The organism is Mycobacterium sp. MAC_080597_8934 (assembly GCF_000523975.1).
Classification (GTDB): domain Bacteria; phylum Actinomycetota; class Actinomycetes; order Mycobacteriales; family Mycobacteriaceae; genus Mycobacterium; species Mycobacterium avium.
In genome coordinates, this window is record NZ_JAOS01000004.1 from 314,597 (window position 1) to 331,230 (window position 16,634).

Sequence of the window (16,634 nt, forward strand, 5' to 3'; positions counted from 1 at the left end):
GTCCCAAGGGTTGACGCCAACGACCGACCCGCCGCCGAACCCGACCGCACCGACGGGCGCAAGTACCGGATGCGGCAACAGTTTTGGTTCAACTCCTGCGACTCCTGATTGAACGGCCCTTTCCGGGGATAGACTCGCGGTCAGGGGAATCGTGCCGAGAGGAGCGTAAGACCATGGCGATCATCGACAAAGAGACGCAAGTCCGGCCATCGTTCGACGACGAGGTAGCCGCCACGCAGCGCTACTTCGACGACCCCCGCTTCGCCCGCATCACGCGCCTCTACACCGCTCGGCAGGTGGCCGAGCAGCGCGGCACCATCCGCACCGACTACACCGTGGCACGCGACGCGGCGGCCGCGTTCTACGAGCGGCTGCGCGAGCTGTTCGCCCAGAAGAAGAGCATCACCACCTTCGGCCCGTACTCGCCCGGCCAGGCGGTCACCATGAAGCGGATGGGCATCGAGGGCATCTACCTCGGCGGGTGGGCCACCTCGGCCAAGGGCTCCACCACCGAGGACCCGGGGCCCGACCTCGCCAGCTACCCGCTGAGCCAGGTGCCCGACGACGCCGCGGTGTTGGTGCGCGCGCTGCTCACCGCCGACCGCAACCAGCAGTACCTGCGGCTGCAGATGAGCGAACAGCAGCGCGCCGCCACCAAGGAGTACGACTACCGGCCGTTCATCATCGCCGACGCCGACACCGGCCACGGGGGAGACCCGCACGTGCGGAACCTGATCCGCCGTTTCGTCGAGGTCGGGGTGCCCGGCTACCACATCGAGGACCAGCGGCCCGGCACCAAGAAGTGTGGCCACCAGGGCGGCAAGGTCTTGGTGCCCTCCGACGAGCAGATCAAGCGGCTCAACGCCGCGCGCTTCCAGCTCGACATCATGCGGGTGCCCGGGATCATCGTCGCCCGCACCGACGCCGAGGCCGCCAACCTGCTGGACAGCCGCGCCGACGAGCGCGACCAGCCGTTCCTGCTGGGTGCCACCAACCTCGACATCCCGTCGTACAAGGCGTGCTTCCTGGCGATGGTGCGCCGCTTCTACGAGCTGGGTGTCAAGGACCTCAACGGCCACCTGCTCTACGCGCTGCCGGAGGCGGAGTACGCCGAGGCCACCGCCTGGCTCGAGCGCCAGGGCATCCAGGGCGTGATCTCCGACGCCGTCAACACCTGGCGCGAGAACGGGCAACAGTCCATCGACGACCTGTTCGACCAGGTGGAGTCGCGGTTCGTGGCGGCCTGGGAGGACGACGCCGGGCTGATGACCTACGGCGAGGCCGTCGCCGAGGTGCTGGAGTTCGCCGCGAGCGAGGGCGAGCCGGCCGACATGAGCGCCGACGAGTGGCGGGCCTTCGCGGCGCGCGCCTCGCTCTACTCCGCCAAGGCCAAGGCGAAGGAGCTGGGCTTCGACCCGGGCTGGGACTGCGAGCTGGCCAAGACCCCCGAGGGCTACTACCAGATCCGGGGCGGCATCCCGTACGCCATCGCCAAGTCGCTGGCCGCCGCGCCGTTCGCCGACATCCTGTGGATGGAGACCAAGACCGCCGACCTGGCCGACGCCAAGCAGTTCGCCGACGCCATCCACGCCGAGTTCCCCGACCAGATGCTGGCCTACAACCTGTCGCCGTCGTTCAACTGGGACACCACCGGCATGACCGACGAGCAGATGAAGCAGTTCCCCGAGGAACTCGGCAAGATGGGCTTCGTCTTCAACTTCATCACCTACGGCGGACACCAGATCGACGGCGTGGCCGCCGAGGAGTTCGCCACCTCGCTGCAACAGGACGGCATGTTGGCGCTGGCCCGCTTGCAGCGCAAGATGCGTCTGGTCGAATCCCCTTACCGCACACCGCAAACGCTCGTCGGTGGGCCCCGCAGCGATGCCGCACTGGCCGCCTCGTCGGGCCGCACCGCGACCACCAAGGCGATGGGCGAGGGCTCGACCCAGCATCAGCATCTGGTGCAGACCGAGGTGCCCAAGAAGCTGCTCGAGGAGTGGCTGGCGATGTGGAGCGAGAACTACCACCTCGGCGAGAAGCTCCGCGTGCAGTTGCGGCCCCGCCGGGCGGGTTCGGACGTGCTGGAACTCGGCATCTACGGCGACGGCGACGAGCAACTGGCCAATGTCGTCGTCGACCCGATCAAGGACCGGCACGGCCGCAGCATCCTTCAGGTGCGCGACCAGAACACCTTCGCCGAAAAGCTCCGGCAGAAGCGGCTGATGACGTTGATCCACCTGTGGCTGGTGCACCGCTTCAAGGCCGACGCGGTGATCTACGTGACTCCGACCGAGGACAACCTGTACCAGACCTCGAAGATGAAGTCGCACGGCATCTTCAGCGAGGTGTACCAGGAGGTCGGCGAGATCATCGTCGCCGAGGTGAACCGGCCCCGTATCGCCGAACTGCTGCAGCCCGACCGGGTAGCGCTGCGCAAGCTGATCACCAAAGAGGGTTAGCCGCCGGCCCGGACCGGAGTTTGCACGCCCGCGCCCCCGGGTAAGAAACAGAGGGCGTCGCGGCGCGGCGCCCCTTCGAGATTGGGGTTGCGATGAGATCTGGACCGAGGACGACGATCGCCGTGTTCGGCGGCGCGGCCATGCTCGTGCTGGCGGTCGGCTGCGGCGGCGGCCATAAGGGCGGCCCGAGCACCACCAGCACCACCACCCCGACGACGACGCCGTCGACGAGCGTCGTGCCGTCCACCACACCCGGCGGCGGTGGCACCGTGCCCGGCGGCCCGACCGGTGGCGGCGGCCCCGGCGGCGGTGGCGGCAGCATCCCCGGTGTCGGCGGGGGCGGCGGCGGACCGGGTGGCGGCGGCGGTTGCGTGGGCAACGTCTGCGGCGGCTACCCGTGATCGCCCACCGCCGTTGAGTCGGCGCGGTTGACCCCGCGCTTTCTGTAGCTCCCTCGCTTGTTTCGCTAGCCGGTGGGGCCATGTTCATCTGGCCCCACCGGCTGATACCTTTTCGGGTTTTTGCTTCCGGCTCGGCGTCGGGCACGGCTATGGTTCGGGGGACTCGACTGCAAGGGGAACCCCATGGGCAAGCTCAGGTTTGGTTACTTCATCGCCCCGTTCCACCGTGCGGGCACCAATCCGACGCTGGCCCTGCAACGCGACCTGGAATTCATCGAGCATCTCGATGCCCTCGGTTTCGACGAGGTCTGGCTGGGCGAACACCACTCGGCGGGCAGCGAAATCATCAGCTCCCCGGAGATCTTCATCGCCGCCGCGGCCGAGCGCGCGAAGCGCATCCGGTTCGGCACCGGCGTCATCTCGCTGTCGTATCACAACCCGCTGTGGGTGGCGGACCGGCTGATGCTGCTGGACCACCTCACGCACGGCCGCATCATCGGCGGGGTGGGTCCGGGCTCGCTGCCCAGCGACTCGTCCATGATCGGGCTGACTCCCACCGACACCCGCGAGCTGCTGGAGACCAATCTCGACATCGTGGTCCGGCTGTTGGCGGGGGAGACGGTCAGCGCCAAGACGGCCAACCACCAGTTGTTCGACGCCAAGTTGCAGCTGGCCCCGTACTCCGACGGTGGCATCCCGCTGGCGGTGGCCGCCGTCGCGTCGCCGACCGGCGCCCGGCTGGCGGGCAAGCACGGCATCGGGCTGCTGTCCATCGGGGCGACGCTGACCGTCGAGGGTTTCAATGCGCTGTCCTACCACTGGGGCATCGTCGAGGAGCGGGCGGCGGCCTTCGGCACCCAGGTCGACCGCACGAATTGGAGCCTGGTCGGTTTGTTTCATCTGGCCGAAACCGAGAAGCAGGCCCGCGAAGAGGTCAAGTTCGGCATCGAGCCGTGGTTCCGGTACTTCCAGAAGGTGGCCGCCTTCCCGCAGATGACGATGCCGGGCGATCAGCTCGACGAGATGATCGACGTCATCAACGAGAACGGGGCGGGCGTGATCGGCACGCCCGAGCGGGCGCGCGAACAGGTGCAGCGGTGCTGGGATCAATCCGGCGGGTTCGGCTGCATGCTGCAGATGGGTCACGAGTGGGCCAACCCGGCCGCGACCAAGCGCTCCGCCGAACTGTTCGCCGCCGAAGTGATGCCGCATTTCCAGGGCCAGGCGCAGCCGACGCTGGACGCGGCCGCGCGCGCCGGCCAGGCCCGCGACAGCCTCGCGCAGTCGCAGTTGGACGCCGTCGCGCACATGACGAAGAAGTATCAAGACGAGGTCGAGTCCAAGTAGCCGCCGGTACACGAATTAGCTTGGGGCTGAACGAGACCGGGTCAGCGCGCCTGGCCGGCTTCCCGCTCGGCGGCCTTCACCAGCCGGCCCGCGAAAAACTTCACCGCGCCGCCCATGGCCACCCGCATCAGCGGGCCCGTCCCGCGCACGCCCTCGGTGAACGAGCCGGTCCAGCGGATGTCGGTGCCGCCGGCCGGATTCGGCGTGAAGACCACCTCGCCGGTGTAGTCCTTGGCCGGGCTGGGCGGCCCCACCAGCTTGTAGGCGTGACGGCGATCGGGCTCGTACTCCGTGGTCTCCTCCTGAACCAGCACCGGCCACAGGCCGACCTTGCGGATCGCCCCCACCCCGCCCGGCGCGGGATCGCCCTGGCGGGCCCAGCTCGAATGCAGCACGATCGGCTTTGCCCACCGTGACCAATTCGCGCCGTCCGCCACGAGCCGGAACAGGGTCGCGGCGGGCGCGCTGCTGGTGCGGGTGACTTCGAAGGAGAACTTCCGGCCCGGCATGCCGGTAGGCTACCGCCCAACCCGCGCGGCCGGCGGATCGGGTGGATCGCTCGCCCACGAAGACCTGTCCACGAAGATACCGCGCTACCGCCGGAATGAGCGAATACGGCCGTCGCTCTTGCGGTTTGCCCGAACGTCACCGACCCCGGCCGGCCGCATCGCGTGCCTAGACTGCACGGTATGGATGACGCCCTTCGGCGCGACGATGGTGTGCCCGGCCTGCTGCGGATCGAGGACTGCCTGGACGCCGACGGCGGGGTCGCACTGCCGCCCGGCGTCAACCTGATTTCGCTCATCGACCGCAACATCGCCAACGTGGGGGACACCGTCGCGTATCGCTACCTCGACTACAGCGGTTCGGACGACGGCACCGCGCACGAGGTGACCTGGAGCCAGTTCGGTGTCCGGCTGGAAGCCATCGGCGCGCGCATCCAGCAGGTGGCCAGTCGCGGTGAGCGCGTTGCGGTGCTGGCGCCGCAGGGCATCGACTACGTCGCCGGGTTCTACGCGGCGGTCAAGGCGGGCACCATCGCGGTCCCGTTGTTCGCCCCGGAACTGCCCGGGCATACCGAGCGGCTGGACACGGCGCTGCGCGATTCGCAGCCCAGCGTCCTGCTCACCACCACCGTCGCGCGGGATGCGGTCGAGCAGTTCCTGGCCGGCCACCCGCACCTGCACCGGCCGCGGGTGATCGCCATCGACGAGATACCCGACTCGGCCGCCGAGTCGTTCGCGCCGACCGAACTCGGCATGGACGACGTCTCGCATCTGCAGTACACGTCGGGCTCCACCCGGCCACCGGTCGGCGTGGAGATCACCCACCGCGCGGTCGGCACCAACCTGGTGCAGATGATCCTGTCCATCGACCTGCTGGACCGAAACACCCACGGCGTCAGCTGGTTACCGCTCTACCACGACATGGGGTTGTCGATGATCGGCTTCCCCGCGGTGTACGGCGGCCACTCCACGCTGATGTCACCCGCGGCGTTCGTCCGCCGGCCGCAGCGCTGGATCAAGGCCTTGTCCGACGGGTCGCGGCACGGCAACGTCGTCACCGCGGCGCCCAACTTCGCCTACGAGTGGGCCGCGCAGCGCGGGCTGCCCGGCCGCGAGGACATCGACCTGCGCAACGTGGTGATGATCATCGGCTCCGAACCGGTCAGCATGGATGCGATCCGGACGTTCAACAAGGCGTTCGCTCCGTACGGGTTGCCGCGGACGGCGTTCAAGCCGTCCTACGGCATCGCGGAGGCGACGCTGTTCGTGGCGACCATCGCGCCGCGGGCCGAGGCGACGGCGGTGTATTTGGACCGCCGGCAGTTGGGCGCCGGGCATGCGGTGCGGGTGCCGGCCAACGCCCCCGATGCCGTCGCCGCGGTGTCCTGTGGCCAGGTGGCGCGGAGTGAATGGGCGGTGATCGTCGCCGACGGGGCCGAGTTGCCGGACGGCCAGGTGGGCGAAATCTGGTTGCAGGGCAACAACATTGGCCGCAGCTACTGGGGTATGCCGGAGGAGACCCGGCGGGTGTTCGGCGCCACGCTGCGGTCGCGGCTGCCGGACGGCAGCCACGCCGCGGGGGCCGATCCCGACGGCAGCTGGCTGCGCACCGGCGATTTGGGTGTGTATCTCGACGGCGAGCTGTACGTGACGGGCCGGATCGCGGACCTGGTGCGCATCGATGGCCGCAACCACTATCCGCAGGACATCGAGGCCACCGTCGCCGAGGCGTCGCCGATGGTTCGGCGTGGTTATGTGACGGCGTTCTCGGTGCCCGCCGTGGACGATCCCGAAGCGGGCCGGCTGGTCGTGGTCGCCGAGCGCGCTGCGGGCACCAGCCGTCAGGATCCGCGGCCGGCGATCGAGGCCATCCGCGCCGCCGTCGCGCAGCGGCACGAGCTGGCCGTCGCCGACGTGCGGCTGCTGCCCGCCGGCGCCATCCCGCGGACCACCAGCGGCAAGCTGGCCCGCCGGGCCTGCCGCGCCCAATACCTCGACGGCAGCCTAGGCGCCCGCTAATCGGGCGGGTCGACGGCACCGCACCGGCCCGGCGCCGGTGGCATCCTGGCCAGGTGGGGTTGCTGATCAGAGTGGCCGAGCTGTTGATCCTGGTGCTGCCGCTGGTCGGCGCGACCGTCGCCGTGGTGCGGGCGTTCGGCGCGCAGCGGCGGCGCACCGACGAGCCGGCGCGGGAAGTCGACGGGGCCCGGCCGCCCGAGGCCCGCGCCGGCGCCGACAATCAGGCGGCCCGGTGGCGCTCGATCCGGCGGGTCCTCGACGAGCACAGCCGCACCGACGAGCGGTGGCTGGACTACGAACTCGACGTCGCCAAGCTGCTGGACTTCCCGCTGATGACCGACATGCGCGATCCGCTGACCATCGCGTTCCACAAGGCCAAGCTGCGCGCCGACTTCCTGCGACCCGCCAAGGCCGAAGATCTCCTGGACGATCCGGACGCGGCCGCGCACTACCTGGCCGCGGTCGAGGACTACGTAACGGCGTTCAACGCCGCCGAGGCCGAGGCGACCCGCCGGCGCCGCACCGACTTCTCCCGCACCGACCAGCAACGAATTGCCCGGGCGCAGAGCCTGTTCCGGGTGGCGGCGGACCCCGCGGCGGCGGCGCACGAACGCCAGCGCGCCTACGATGTGGCCCGTCACGAACTCGAGGGTCTGCTGGTGTTGCCGCCGGCGACCCGGGCGAACATCGAGCGCGCGATCTCCGGGGAGATCGAGGGTTGAAAACCCGAGTGCGCCACCGCTTTTCGTTCCGGGCTACGGGCAGCTGTATCCGCCGTCGATAACGATGTCCGAACCGGTCATGTAGCTGGACGCCGCGCTGGCCAGATACAGGTAGATGCCGGCGAGTTCGTCCGGCCGGCCCATCCGGCCGAGCGGGATCTTGGGCTGCCACTGCCGATGGTATTCGTGCAGCGGTTCGACGAGCTCGGTGCGGATGTAGCCGGGGCTGACGCTGTTGACCCGGATGTCGTGCGGCGCGAATTCGACGGCCATGGCCTTAGTCAGCTGGATCACGGCCGCCTTGCTGGCGCAGTAGTGGCCGACCTGCTGCGGGACGTTGATGATGTGCCCGGACATCGAGGCGGTGGTGATGATGGCGCCGCCGCGGCCCTGCCGCACCATCGCCCGGGCCGCCGCCTGGGCGGTGAGAAACACCCCGGTCACGTTGGTGTCCTGGATGCGCTGGAATTCCGCGGCCGGCATCTCGAGCATCGGGGAGACCGAGATGATGCCGGCATTGCAGACCGCGATGTCGATGCCGCCGAGTTCGGCGATCATCCGGTCCACCATGCCGCTCACCTCATCGGGTTGGGTCACGTCGCAGCGGATCGCGACCACACCGCCGGTACCGCCGGCGGTGAGCGCGTCCGCGGTGCGTTGCAGCGCCTCGAAGTCGCGCGCCGCGATGGCCACCCGAGCGCCGGCTTGCAGATACGCCTGCGCCACCTGCTTGCCGATCCCGCTGGACGCCCCGGTGACCAGCGCCCGCCTGCCGCGCAGGTCGAACAGATCCAACACGCTCATTCGCCATCCCCATTCGCCACGACCGACCCGATGAACTGACCCGAAAAACGGGAGAACACGTTCTAGTGTGTCCGCTATGGGCCGATTCACCAGGGCAGAAATCGAGATCGCCGTCGACAATTACACGCGGGTGGTCGAAGGATGCAGCGCGTCCGGCGACTGGCGCCCCTTCGCGGACCTGTTCACCGAGGACGTCGTCTACACCGAGCATCACTACGGGGTCTTCCGCGGCCGTGAGGCGGTGCGGGACTGGATCGTCGCGGTGATGGCGCCGTTTCCGCACATGCGATTTCCGTCCGGCTGGACCGCCTACGACGAGGACAACGACGCGGTCGTGGTGATGATCAAGAACCTGCTGGATCACCCGACCGACCCGCAGGGCGAGCCGTTCTGGTTCCCCAACTGGACCCGGCTGGTCTACGCCGGCGACGGGCTGTTCAGCAGCGAGGAGGACATCTACAACCCCAACCGTGATGCGCCCGGGGTGATCGCCGCCTGGTTGCAGGCCGGCGGCCGGCTCGCCTCCAGCGAGATCCTGCAGCCCAACCCGTGATCAGGCCGGCGACAGATCCGGTTGGCGCCTGCGCCGCCGGGACCTGACCCTGTCCAGCGCCTGATCCCAGGCCAGCAGGGCGGTGGCCTTGAGGTAGGTGGGGGACAGGCTGTCCCGCGAAAGCAGCGCCGTCGCAGCGGCTTTCGTGCTCGCCGACGCCTTGGACAAATGACCCGAGTCGAACGGCGGCTGCGGGTCGTACTCCAGGGCGAGCTGGATGGCCTTGGCGCGGCCGTCGCCGCCGATCTGCGCCGCCAGCCACAGCGCCAGGTCGAGCCCGGCGGACACACCGGCACTGGTGACGATGCCGTCCTCGTGCACGATGCGTTCGTCGGCCACCGCGGTGACGCCGAACGCCTTGAGCGCGGGGATGGTCAGCCAGTGCGACGTCGCGCGCCGCCCGTCCAGCAGGCCCGCGGCCGCCAGGATCAGCGAACCCGTGCACACCGACGTCGTCCAGGTGGCGGTGCGGTGCGCCGCGCGCAGCCAGTCGAGCAACGCGTCGTCACGGGCATGGACCGCGGTGCCCGGGCCGCCCGGCACCAGAATCACGTCGGGAGAAGGTGTTTCGGCCAGCGAATGCGTAGCACCGATGACCAGCACACCGGAATCGGCGGTGATCGGTCCGGTTTCGTGCCAGACGAACCGGACCTCGGCGCCGGGCAGGTTGCGCAGCACCTCGTACGGGCCGATCATGTCCAGCGCGGTGAATCCCGGATAGGCTAGGAACGCGATCTGAGTCATCGGGGTGGTCCTTTCTCCATCAAGCCCGGGGCATCACGCGAATGCCTTGCGGTATTGGTCGGGTGAAATGCCAACGCGGCGAATGAAATTGCGCCGCATCGTTTCCGCGGTGCCGAAACCGCACCGGGCGGCGATGGTGACGACGGTGTCGTCGGTCTCCTGCAATTGACGCCGCGCCGCCTCGGTGCGAATGCGTTCCACGTACTGGCCGGGCGCCTCACCGATTTCGGCGGTGAACACCCGGGTGAAATGGCGCGGGCTCATCGCCGCCCGGCGGGCCAGCTCGTCGACGGTGTGCGGGCGCCCGGGCTCGGCCTCGATGAGCTCCTGCACCTCGCGGATCGAGTCCCGCCGGGCGCGCGGCATCCACACCGGCGCCGCGAACTGCGTCTGCCCGCCCGGCCGGCGCAGATACAGCACCAGCCAGCGGGCAACCGTCTGTGCGACCTCGGTGCCGTGGTCGTCCTCGACCAGCGCCAGCGCCAGGTCGATGCCCGCGGTGACCCCGGCCGCGGTCCACAAGGTGTCCGAGCTTCGGACGAAGATCGGGTCGGCGTCGACGTCGACGGCGGGGAACTCGCTCGCCAACCGATCGGCGAAGGCCCAGTGGGTGGTCACCCGGTGCCCGTCCAGCAGTCCCGCCTCGGCCGCAAGGAACGCGCCGGTGCACACCGTCACCATCCGCCGGGCACGCCCGGCGACAGCCTTGATCCAGGCGATCAGCTCGGCATCGCCGCGCGCGGCGTCGACGCCGGCGCCGCCGGGCAGCACGACGGTGTCGATCGGTCGGCCCGGGTTCGGCAGCGCGGTGGCGACGAACCCCAGCCCGGCAGGCGTCGTGACCGGCTGCCCGTCAACCGAGGCCAGCACCACCTGATACCCGCCGCCGGTCAACAACGATGCGCCGGAGAAGACGTCGTGCGGTCCCACCACATCGAGCGCCTGCACTCCGGGAAACCCGACGATCACCACCTGGCGCGGCACCAACTCCGGCATGAACTCAGTGTTGGGCACCCGGCCCGCGTCGTCTACGCCATGCACCCCACGAATCAGGACACGGGACCTGCCCCACGGCGGCCGCGGCGGGCTTGGCAGACTGTGCCCCATGGCACAGATAACGTTGCGTGGAAACCCGATCAACACCGTCGGCGAGCTGCCCTCCGTCGGCTCCAAGGCCCCGGCCTTCAGCCTGACGGGCGGCGACCTGAGCCCGGTCACCAGTGATCAATTCAGCGGTAAGCCGTTGGTGCTCAACATCTTTCCATCCATCGACACGCCGGTGTGCGCGACCAGCGTGCGCACCTTCAACGAGCGGGCCGCCGGCGCCGGCGCCACCGTGCTGAACGTGTCCAAAGACCTGCCGTTCGCGCAGGCGCGATTCTGCGGCGCCGAGGGCATCGAGAACGTCAAGACCGCGTCGGCCTTCCGGGACAGCTTCGGCGACGACTACGGGGTCACCATCGCCGACGGGCCGATGGCCGGGCTGCTGGCCCGGGCCATCGTGGTGGTCGGCGCCGACGGCAACGTCGCCTACACCGAGCTGGTGCCCGAGATCGCCCAGGAGCCCAACTACGACGCGGCGCTGGCCGCGGCGGGCTAGCGGCACGGCTACCTAGGCGTCGTCGGCCCAGTCCAGTCGCGCCGAGGTGGCCGCCAGCACCTCGCGGCAGCCTTTCCACATCTGCTTGATGATGTCGGCGGCCGGGGGGAGGTCGCGGATACGCCCGGCCACCTGGCCGGTGTTGGCCACGCTGGCGTCCAGGTCGCCCTCGAAGTAGAGCCGCTGCACGCGTTGCAGCGCCGCGGCGCCCTCGCCGGCGGCGCCCGCGGCCTCCAGCCGCTCCGCGGCGGGCGTGCGAATGACGCGCATCATGCGTTTGCCGTCGAGGGGGAGCAGGACGGTGGCCGTCTCGTCGGCCGCGACGACCGCCTGCTTGAGGTTGACGTGCACCGGCGAGTCCGCGGAGGCGAGCAGCCGGGTGCCCATCTGCACGGCTTCGGCGCCGAGCACGAACGCGGCCGCCATCGATCGGGCGTCGCAGATCCCGCCGGCGGCCACGATGGGGACGTCGACGTGGGCGGCCACCAACGGCAGCAGCACCATGGTGGAGGCGCCGAACCGGTTCTTGAATCCGCCGCCCTCGACGCCCTCGACCACCAGGCCGTCCACCCCGGCGTCGACGGCCTTCTTGGCCGCGGCCAGCGTGCCCACCACGTGGAACACGGTGATGCCCGCGTCGTGCAGCCGACCGGTGAACAGCGCCGGATCCCCGGCCGAGGTGGTGACGAACCGAATGTCATTGGCGACAAGCAAATCCAGCATCGCCGGGTCACGGTTGAACAGCAGCGCGATGTTGGCGCCCACCGCACCGGCGGTCAGCTCGCGCACCCGTCGCAGGTCGGCCCGGCCCTGATCGGACGTGGTCTCGATGATGCCCAGCGCGCCGGCGTTGGAGACCGCGGCCGCCAGCTGGGCGCCGGCGATGTAGGTCATCGGGGCGCCGAGGATCGGTATGTCGATGTGTGCCAGGCGGCAGACCCGGTTGGCAGCGGGGACTGGGGCGTCGGTACTCATCGGTGCCGCGGCTCGATCAGGTCACGGAAGCTGTCTGACCCCTGCACGCGGGCGCCCAGATTCCGCACCCGTTCGGCCAGGGTGCGGTCGGAGGTCACCACGCAGATGCCGGGCGGGTCGGGGTCGACCGTGACCAGCCGGACGATCTCGTCGTCGGCCGAATTCGCCGCCGCCCGGGGTGCGTGGGCGATGCCGATCACCGACGAGGTGACGACGGCCGCCGGTGGCCGCTCGAAGACCACGGTGACGTCGTCGTCGCGGCCCGACGCCCATCGGTCCAGGCTCTGTACCAATGCGACCATGGCGCCGTCGCGGTCCTTCCACCAACCGTCCGGGCGGCTGCCAATCACATTCATTCCGTCGACTATCCACCGCACAACGCTTACCGTAAGGCTGCTGCTGCCGTCGCACCCAGCGATGAGGCCACGATGGGAAGGGCCACATGACATCGATCGCCGACACCGATGACCGGGTGGTCGCCCTGGCCCGCGGGATGCGGGACCTGGTGCAAGACCAAGCTGCCGAATCGGAGCGGATGCGCACGCTGACCCCGGCGATCGTCGACGCGATGTGGGCGAGCGGGCTGATGTCGGCGTTCAACCCGATCGAGGCCGGCGGGGTCGAGCCGTCGTTCACCGAGATGATCGAGACGTGGATCGAAATGGCTTGGCAGGACGGCTCATTCGGCTGGGTGGGCATCGCCAACCTGCCGTCGTCGTTCGCCGCGGCGGCCTATCTGCCCGACGACGGCTTCGCCGAGGTGTTCACCGCGCACGACAACCACGTCACCATGGGCGGCCAGTTCTTCCCCAACGGGCAGGGCGCCGCCGTCGACGGCGGTTACCTGGTGAGCGGGGCGTGGAACTTCGGCTCGGGGATCGGGCACTCCCAGTACGTCGCCGCCGGGTTCCTGCCGATGGACAACGGCGAGATGCGTTGGATCAGTGAGGGTTTCCCGGAGATGCGGGTTGCCGTCATTCCCCGCGAGCAGATCAGCTTCGACGACGGCTGGTACGTGCAGGGCCTCAAGGGCACCGGCTCCTACGACTACAGCGCCCGGGACGTGTTCGTGCCCGCCGCCCGCACCTTCGAGCTGTTCGCCCGGGCGCCGTTCCGCGGCGCCTCGCCGGCCACCCGGATGGGGCTGATGCCCGTCACCGCCGCCGGGCACGCGTCGTGGGCGCTGGGGGTGGCCAAGAGCATGCTCGACGACGTGCAGGAGCTGGCGGCGACCAAGTTCCGGATGAGCGACATGGCGTCGCTGGCCAGCCGCCCACCTTCCAGAAGGGGCTGGCGCATCACCGCGCGGCCTGGCGCGCGGCCCGGCTGTTGGTGCTGGATGCGTTCACGACCGCCGAGGCGGCGGTGGCGGCCGGGCAGGAGCTGACTCCGGCGCTGCGCGCCGACATGCGGGTGGCCGCCGTCTACGCCACCGACACGGCCCGCGGCTGTGCCGAGTGGGCGCACCTGGTCGCCGGCACCAGCTCGATCCGCGAGGGCAGCCGGCTGGAGCGGGCCTTCCGCGACATCTACACCGGAACCCAGCACGCCTTCATCAGCGAGAAGGTGGCCATCGACGTCGCGCAGATCTGGCTGGGCATCATCGAGGACCAGCCCGGCTTGTGAGTCCCCGCCTTTCGCTCCTGCGGCGACATCGTGTCCCGCTACCATCAGCGGATGCGTGGCTCGAAAATCCTGATCACCGGCCCGACCGGTCAAATCGCCACCCCCGTCGCCAGGGCGCTGGCGGCCGACAACGAGGTGTGGGGCATCGCCCGCTTCACCGATGCCGCCGCGCGAGAAAGCCTTGAGCAGGCCGGGATCCGGTGCCAGACGGTGAATCTGGCCGCCGGCGACTTCACCGGTCTGCCAAGCGATTTCGATTTCGTCCTCAACCTCGCGGTGGCCAAGAGCGGAAGCTGGGACAAGGACCTGGCGGCCAACGCCGAGTCGGTGGGTGTGCTGATGGCCCACTGCCGCAACGCCAAAGCCTTCCTGCATTGCTCGTCGGCCGCGGTCTACGACCCGCCCGGCGACGAGCCGCGCAGCGAGCGCTCCGCCCTGGGCGACAACCACAAGCCGCTGTTTCCCACCTATTCCATCTCCAAGATCGCCGGGGAGGTGGTCGCCCGGTCGGTGGCGCGCATCGTCGGGCTGCCCACCACGATCGCCCGGCTCAACGTCCCCTACGGCGACAACGGCGGCTGGCCGTTCTACCACATGGAGATGATGCTGAGCGGCATCCCGATCCCGGTGCCACCCGGAGAACCCGCCCGCTACAACCCCATTCACGAGGACGACATCATCGCCACCATCCCCAAGCTGCTCGACGTGGCGTCGGTTCCGGCGACCACCGTCAACTGGTGCGGTGACCAGACCGTCAGCCTGCAGGAGTGGTGCGGCTACCTCGGCTCGCTGGTGGGCAGGGAACCGGTCTTCGAGCCGAGCGAGCGCGCGCTGCGCGGCAACCCGACCACCGTCGACCGGATGCACGAGCTCATCGGCGGCACCACGGTCGACTGGCGCGACGGCATGCGCCGGATGGCGGCCAAGTTCCACCCGGAGCTCGTCGGCGTCTGAGCCCGGCCACCCCCGGCGGATGCTTGACCACGCAGCGCGCACAATGCTAAGCAAGTGCTCAGCACTGAGCGCAGTGGGCGCTGGGCACGACGGCTCGCCAGAGGACTCGCCAGAGGAAAGGGATCAGATGACGGTGCAGGCGGTATTGGACGACATTCGCAAGCGCCCCGGAACGGGTGACGTCATCGCGGTCATCGATCCCGCGACGGAGGAGAAGATCACCGAATTCACCGACTGCGGCGCCGAAGCGGTCGACGAAGCCGCCGCCCGGGCGAAGGCGTCCTTCGAGTCGGGCGTCTGGTCGCAGCTGCCGGGCCGGGAGCGGGCCAAGATCCTGTGGCGGATCGGGGATTTGATCGACGAACACGCCGAGGAGTTCGCCCAGCTGGATTCGCTGAACACCGGTATGCCGTTGCTGCAGGCGCAGCTGCAGATGTCGACGTGTTCGGAGTTCTTCCGCTACTACGCCGGCTGGTGCTCGAAGATCAACGGCACCGCCTACGACGTGAAGACCGACGGCATCGCGACCGACACGTTCGTCAACATGCACGCCTACACGCTCAAGGAGCCCTACAGCGTGGTGGGGCTGATCTTTCCGTGGAACGGCCCGATCTTCAACGCCAGCGCCAAACTCGCGCCGGCGCTGGCCGCCGGATGCAGCCTGCTGGTCAAGCCCGCCGAGGAGACGCCGCTGTCGGCGCTGCTGCTGGACCGGCTGGTGCACGAGGCCGGGGTTCCCGAGGGTGTGGTCAACCTGCTGACCGGCTACGGCCACACCGCGGGCGCGGCGATCACCGCGCATCCCGACGTCGAAAAGGTCGCCTTCACCGGGTCGACCGAGGTCGGCAAGGAGATCGTGCGGGCGTCGGCCGGCAACCTGAAGAAGGTCACGCTCGAGCTCGGCGGCAAGTCGCCGGTGCTGATCTTCGACGACGCCGACCTGGACAAGGCCATCCTGATGGCGTCGCTGGGCATCTTCGTGCACTCCGGCCAGGGCTGCGTGTGCGGGTCGCGGATCTTCGTGCAGCGCGGCGTGTACGACCGCGTGGTCGAGGGCATCGCGATGATGGCCAACACGTTCAAGCTGGGCGCGCCCAGCGAGGAGGGCTGCGTGAGCGGGCCGCTGATCAGCCAGAAGCAGCTGAACCGCGTGATGGGCTTCATCGACGAAGGTAAGAACGACGGCGTCGAGGTGGTCACCGGCGGCTACCGGCTGGACCGCAAGGGTTACTTCGTGCACCCCACGGTGCTCACCAACGTCGACCCCGGCATGCGGCTCTACCAGCAGGAGATCTTCGGTCCGGTGGTCGCCATCCTGCCCTTCGACGACGAGGACGAGGCGGTGGCGATGGCCAACGACACCACCTACGGCCTGGCCGCCACCGCCTGGACGGAGAACCTGGGCCGCGCCCACCGGATCGTCAAGCGGCTGCAGGCGGGCAGCGTCCAGGTGAACTGCCAGTTGGTGTTCGACCACGACGTGCCCTTCGGCGGATACAAGCAGTCCGGCTGGGGCCACGAGTTCGGTAAAGAGGGCCTGGAGATCTACCTGAAGACGAAATCGGTCTGGGCGCAGCTGTAGACCAGTCGCCGCAGCGACGAGAGTTGGTGAACTGCAAGCACATTCGCCAACTCTCGTCGCCGGTTGGTCGGTTACGACCCCTTGGTGTAGCGGCTCAGGAACCCGATTGCCGCAATCCCGGCGACCACGCCGATCACCCCCCACAACACCACCTGGAAGACCATCGCGCCGAACAGCCAGCCGAATGTCATCCCGAGGTAGACAAGCCAGAACAGCCGAAAGACGCTCCACGCCGCCACGGCGCCGGCGCCGAGCCCGATGTAGAGGCTGCGCTGCCGATCCACGCGGTTGATCTGTTCTTCGATGCTGGCGGGCACGATCTTCATTGCTGGCTTCCTT

16 protein-coding genes and 1 pseudogene are annotated in these 16,634 nt (G+C 69.3%); 10 read left to right on the top strand and 7 right to left on the bottom strand.

Features of this window, described 5'->3' with window-relative positions; genetic code table 11:
- Positions 1-173: 173 nt before the first annotated feature.
- From aceA to NF20_RS04250, 3 genes are all read left to right on the top strand, one after another.
- The gene (gene aceA / locus NF20_RS04240) at positions 174-2,462 is read left to right on the top strand and encodes an isocitrate lyase ICL2 (RefSeq protein ID WP_009976895.1); all 2,289 of its coding nucleotides are present in this window, start codon (positions 174-176) and stop codon (positions 2,460-2,462) included.
- A gap of 92 nt (positions 2,463-2,554) precedes the next feature.
- Positions 2,555-2,863 carry a hypothetical protein gene (locus NF20_RS04245; protein ID WP_033712071.1) on the top strand — a complete coding sequence of 103 codons (309 nt, stop codon included), beginning with the start codon at positions 2,555-2,557 and terminating at the stop codon, positions 2,861-2,863.
- A 183-nt stretch (positions 2,864-3,046) separates the two neighbouring features.
- A complete protein-coding gene (locus NF20_RS04250; RefSeq protein WP_019734182.1) occupies positions 3,047-4,210 on the top strand; it encodes an LLM class flavin-dependent oxidoreductase in 1,164 nt (387 codons plus the stop codon).
- A 41-nt stretch (positions 4,211-4,251) separates the two neighbouring features.
- Here NF20_RS04250 and NF20_RS04255 read toward each other — a convergent pair whose 3' ends face one another.
- Positions 4,252-4,719, bottom strand: coding sequence for an SRPBCC family protein (locus tag NF20_RS04255; protein WP_019734183.1), 468 nt, complete (start codon positions 4,717-4,719; stop codon positions 4,252-4,254).
- 180 nt (positions 4,720-4,899) lie between these two features.
- Here NF20_RS04255 and NF20_RS04260 point away from each other — a divergent pair, with 180 nt between their 5' ends.
- Entirely contained in the window at positions 4,900-6,735 is a 1,836-nt protein-coding gene (locus NF20_RS04260) for a fatty acyl-AMP ligase (RefSeq protein ID WP_033712073.1), read from the top strand.
- A 53-nt stretch (positions 6,736-6,788) separates the two neighbouring features.
- Positions 6,789-7,457, top strand: a complete 669-nt coding sequence (locus NF20_RS04265; protein ID WP_029248485.1) for a hypothetical protein — start codon at positions 6,789-6,791, stop codon at positions 7,455-7,457.
- Positions 7,458-7,490: 33 nt separating this feature from the next.
- Here NF20_RS04265 and NF20_RS04270 read toward each other — a convergent pair whose 3' ends face one another.
- Positions 7,491-8,261, bottom strand: a complete 771-nt coding sequence (locus NF20_RS04270) for an SDR family oxidoreductase (protein WP_023871147.1) — start codon at positions 8,259-8,261, stop codon at positions 7,491-7,493.
- A gap of 76 nt (positions 8,262-8,337) precedes the next feature.
- On the opposite strand from NF20_RS04270, the gene NF20_RS04275 reads away from it, so the two are divergent.
- Positions 8,338-8,814, top strand: a complete 477-nt coding sequence (locus NF20_RS04275; RefSeq protein ID WP_031344181.1) for a nuclear transport factor 2 family protein — start codon at positions 8,338-8,340, stop codon at positions 8,812-8,814.
- Here the strand turns inward: NF20_RS04275 and NF20_RS04280 are convergent, their stop codons facing one another.
- Positions 8,815-9,558: a DJ-1/PfpI family protein gene (locus tag NF20_RS04280; protein ID WP_019734218.1), complete on the bottom strand. Its 744-nt coding sequence runs from the start codon at positions 9,556-9,558 to the stop codon at positions 8,815-8,817.
- Between the two features lie 33 nt (positions 9,559-9,591).
- Positions 9,592-10,542 (bottom strand): GlxA family transcriptional regulator, encoded by a 951-nt coding sequence (locus NF20_RS04285; protein WP_033712117.1) that lies wholly within the window; start codon positions 10,540-10,542, stop codon positions 9,592-9,594.
- Positions 10,543-10,663: 121 nt separating this feature from the next.
- Between NF20_RS04285 and tpx the strand changes: the two genes are divergently transcribed.
- Positions 10,664-11,158 (top strand): thiol peroxidase, encoded by a 495-nt coding sequence (gene tpx / locus NF20_RS04290; protein ID WP_009976879.1) that lies wholly within the window; start codon positions 10,664-10,666, stop codon positions 11,156-11,158.
- A gap of 12 nt (positions 11,159-11,170) precedes the next feature.
- Here tpx and NF20_RS04295 read toward each other — a convergent pair whose 3' ends face one another.
- Together NF20_RS04295 and NF20_RS04300 are read right to left on the bottom strand one after the other, a co-directional pair.
- On the bottom strand, positions 11,171-12,133 hold the full coding sequence (locus NF20_RS04295) for an NAD(P)H-dependent flavin oxidoreductase (RefSeq protein WP_023865965.1): 963 nt from the start codon (positions 12,131-12,133) through the stop codon (positions 11,171-11,173).
- Positions 12,130-12,510 carry an NYN domain-containing protein gene (locus tag NF20_RS04300; RefSeq protein WP_023899791.1) on the bottom strand — a complete coding sequence of 127 codons (381 nt, stop codon included), beginning with the start codon at positions 12,508-12,510 and terminating at the stop codon, positions 12,130-12,132. The genes NF20_RS04295 and NF20_RS04300 overlap by 4 nt, the downstream gene beginning before the upstream one ends.
- A gap of 65 nt (positions 12,511-12,575) precedes the next feature.
- Here NF20_RS04300 and NF20_RS04305 point away from each other — a divergent pair.
- The 3 genes and pseudogenes from NF20_RS04305 (at position 12,576) to NF20_RS04315 (ending at position 16,295) form a co-directional block, all read left to right on the top strand.
- Positions 12,576-13,759: pseudogene (locus NF20_RS04305) on the top strand (acyl-CoA dehydrogenase family protein).
- A gap of 51 nt (positions 13,760-13,810) precedes the next feature.
- Positions 13,811-14,713: an NAD-dependent epimerase/dehydratase family protein gene (locus tag NF20_RS04310; protein ID WP_003877965.1), complete on the top strand. Its 903-nt coding sequence runs from the start codon at positions 13,811-13,813 to the stop codon at positions 14,711-14,713.
- Positions 14,714-14,840: 127 nt separating this feature from the next.
- The gene (locus tag NF20_RS04315; RefSeq protein ID WP_011725029.1) at positions 14,841-16,295 is read left to right on the top strand and encodes an aldehyde dehydrogenase family protein; all 1,455 of its coding nucleotides are present in this window, start codon (positions 14,841-14,843) and stop codon (positions 16,293-16,295) included.
- Positions 16,296-16,366: 71 nt separating this feature from the next.
- On the opposite strand, the gene NF20_RS04320 is transcribed toward NF20_RS04315, so the two are convergent.
- On the bottom strand, positions 16,367-16,621 hold the full coding sequence (locus NF20_RS04320) for a hypothetical protein (protein WP_003876639.1): 255 nt from the start codon (positions 16,619-16,621) through the stop codon (positions 16,367-16,369).
- Between the last annotated feature and the right edge of the window lie 13 nt (positions 16,622-16,634).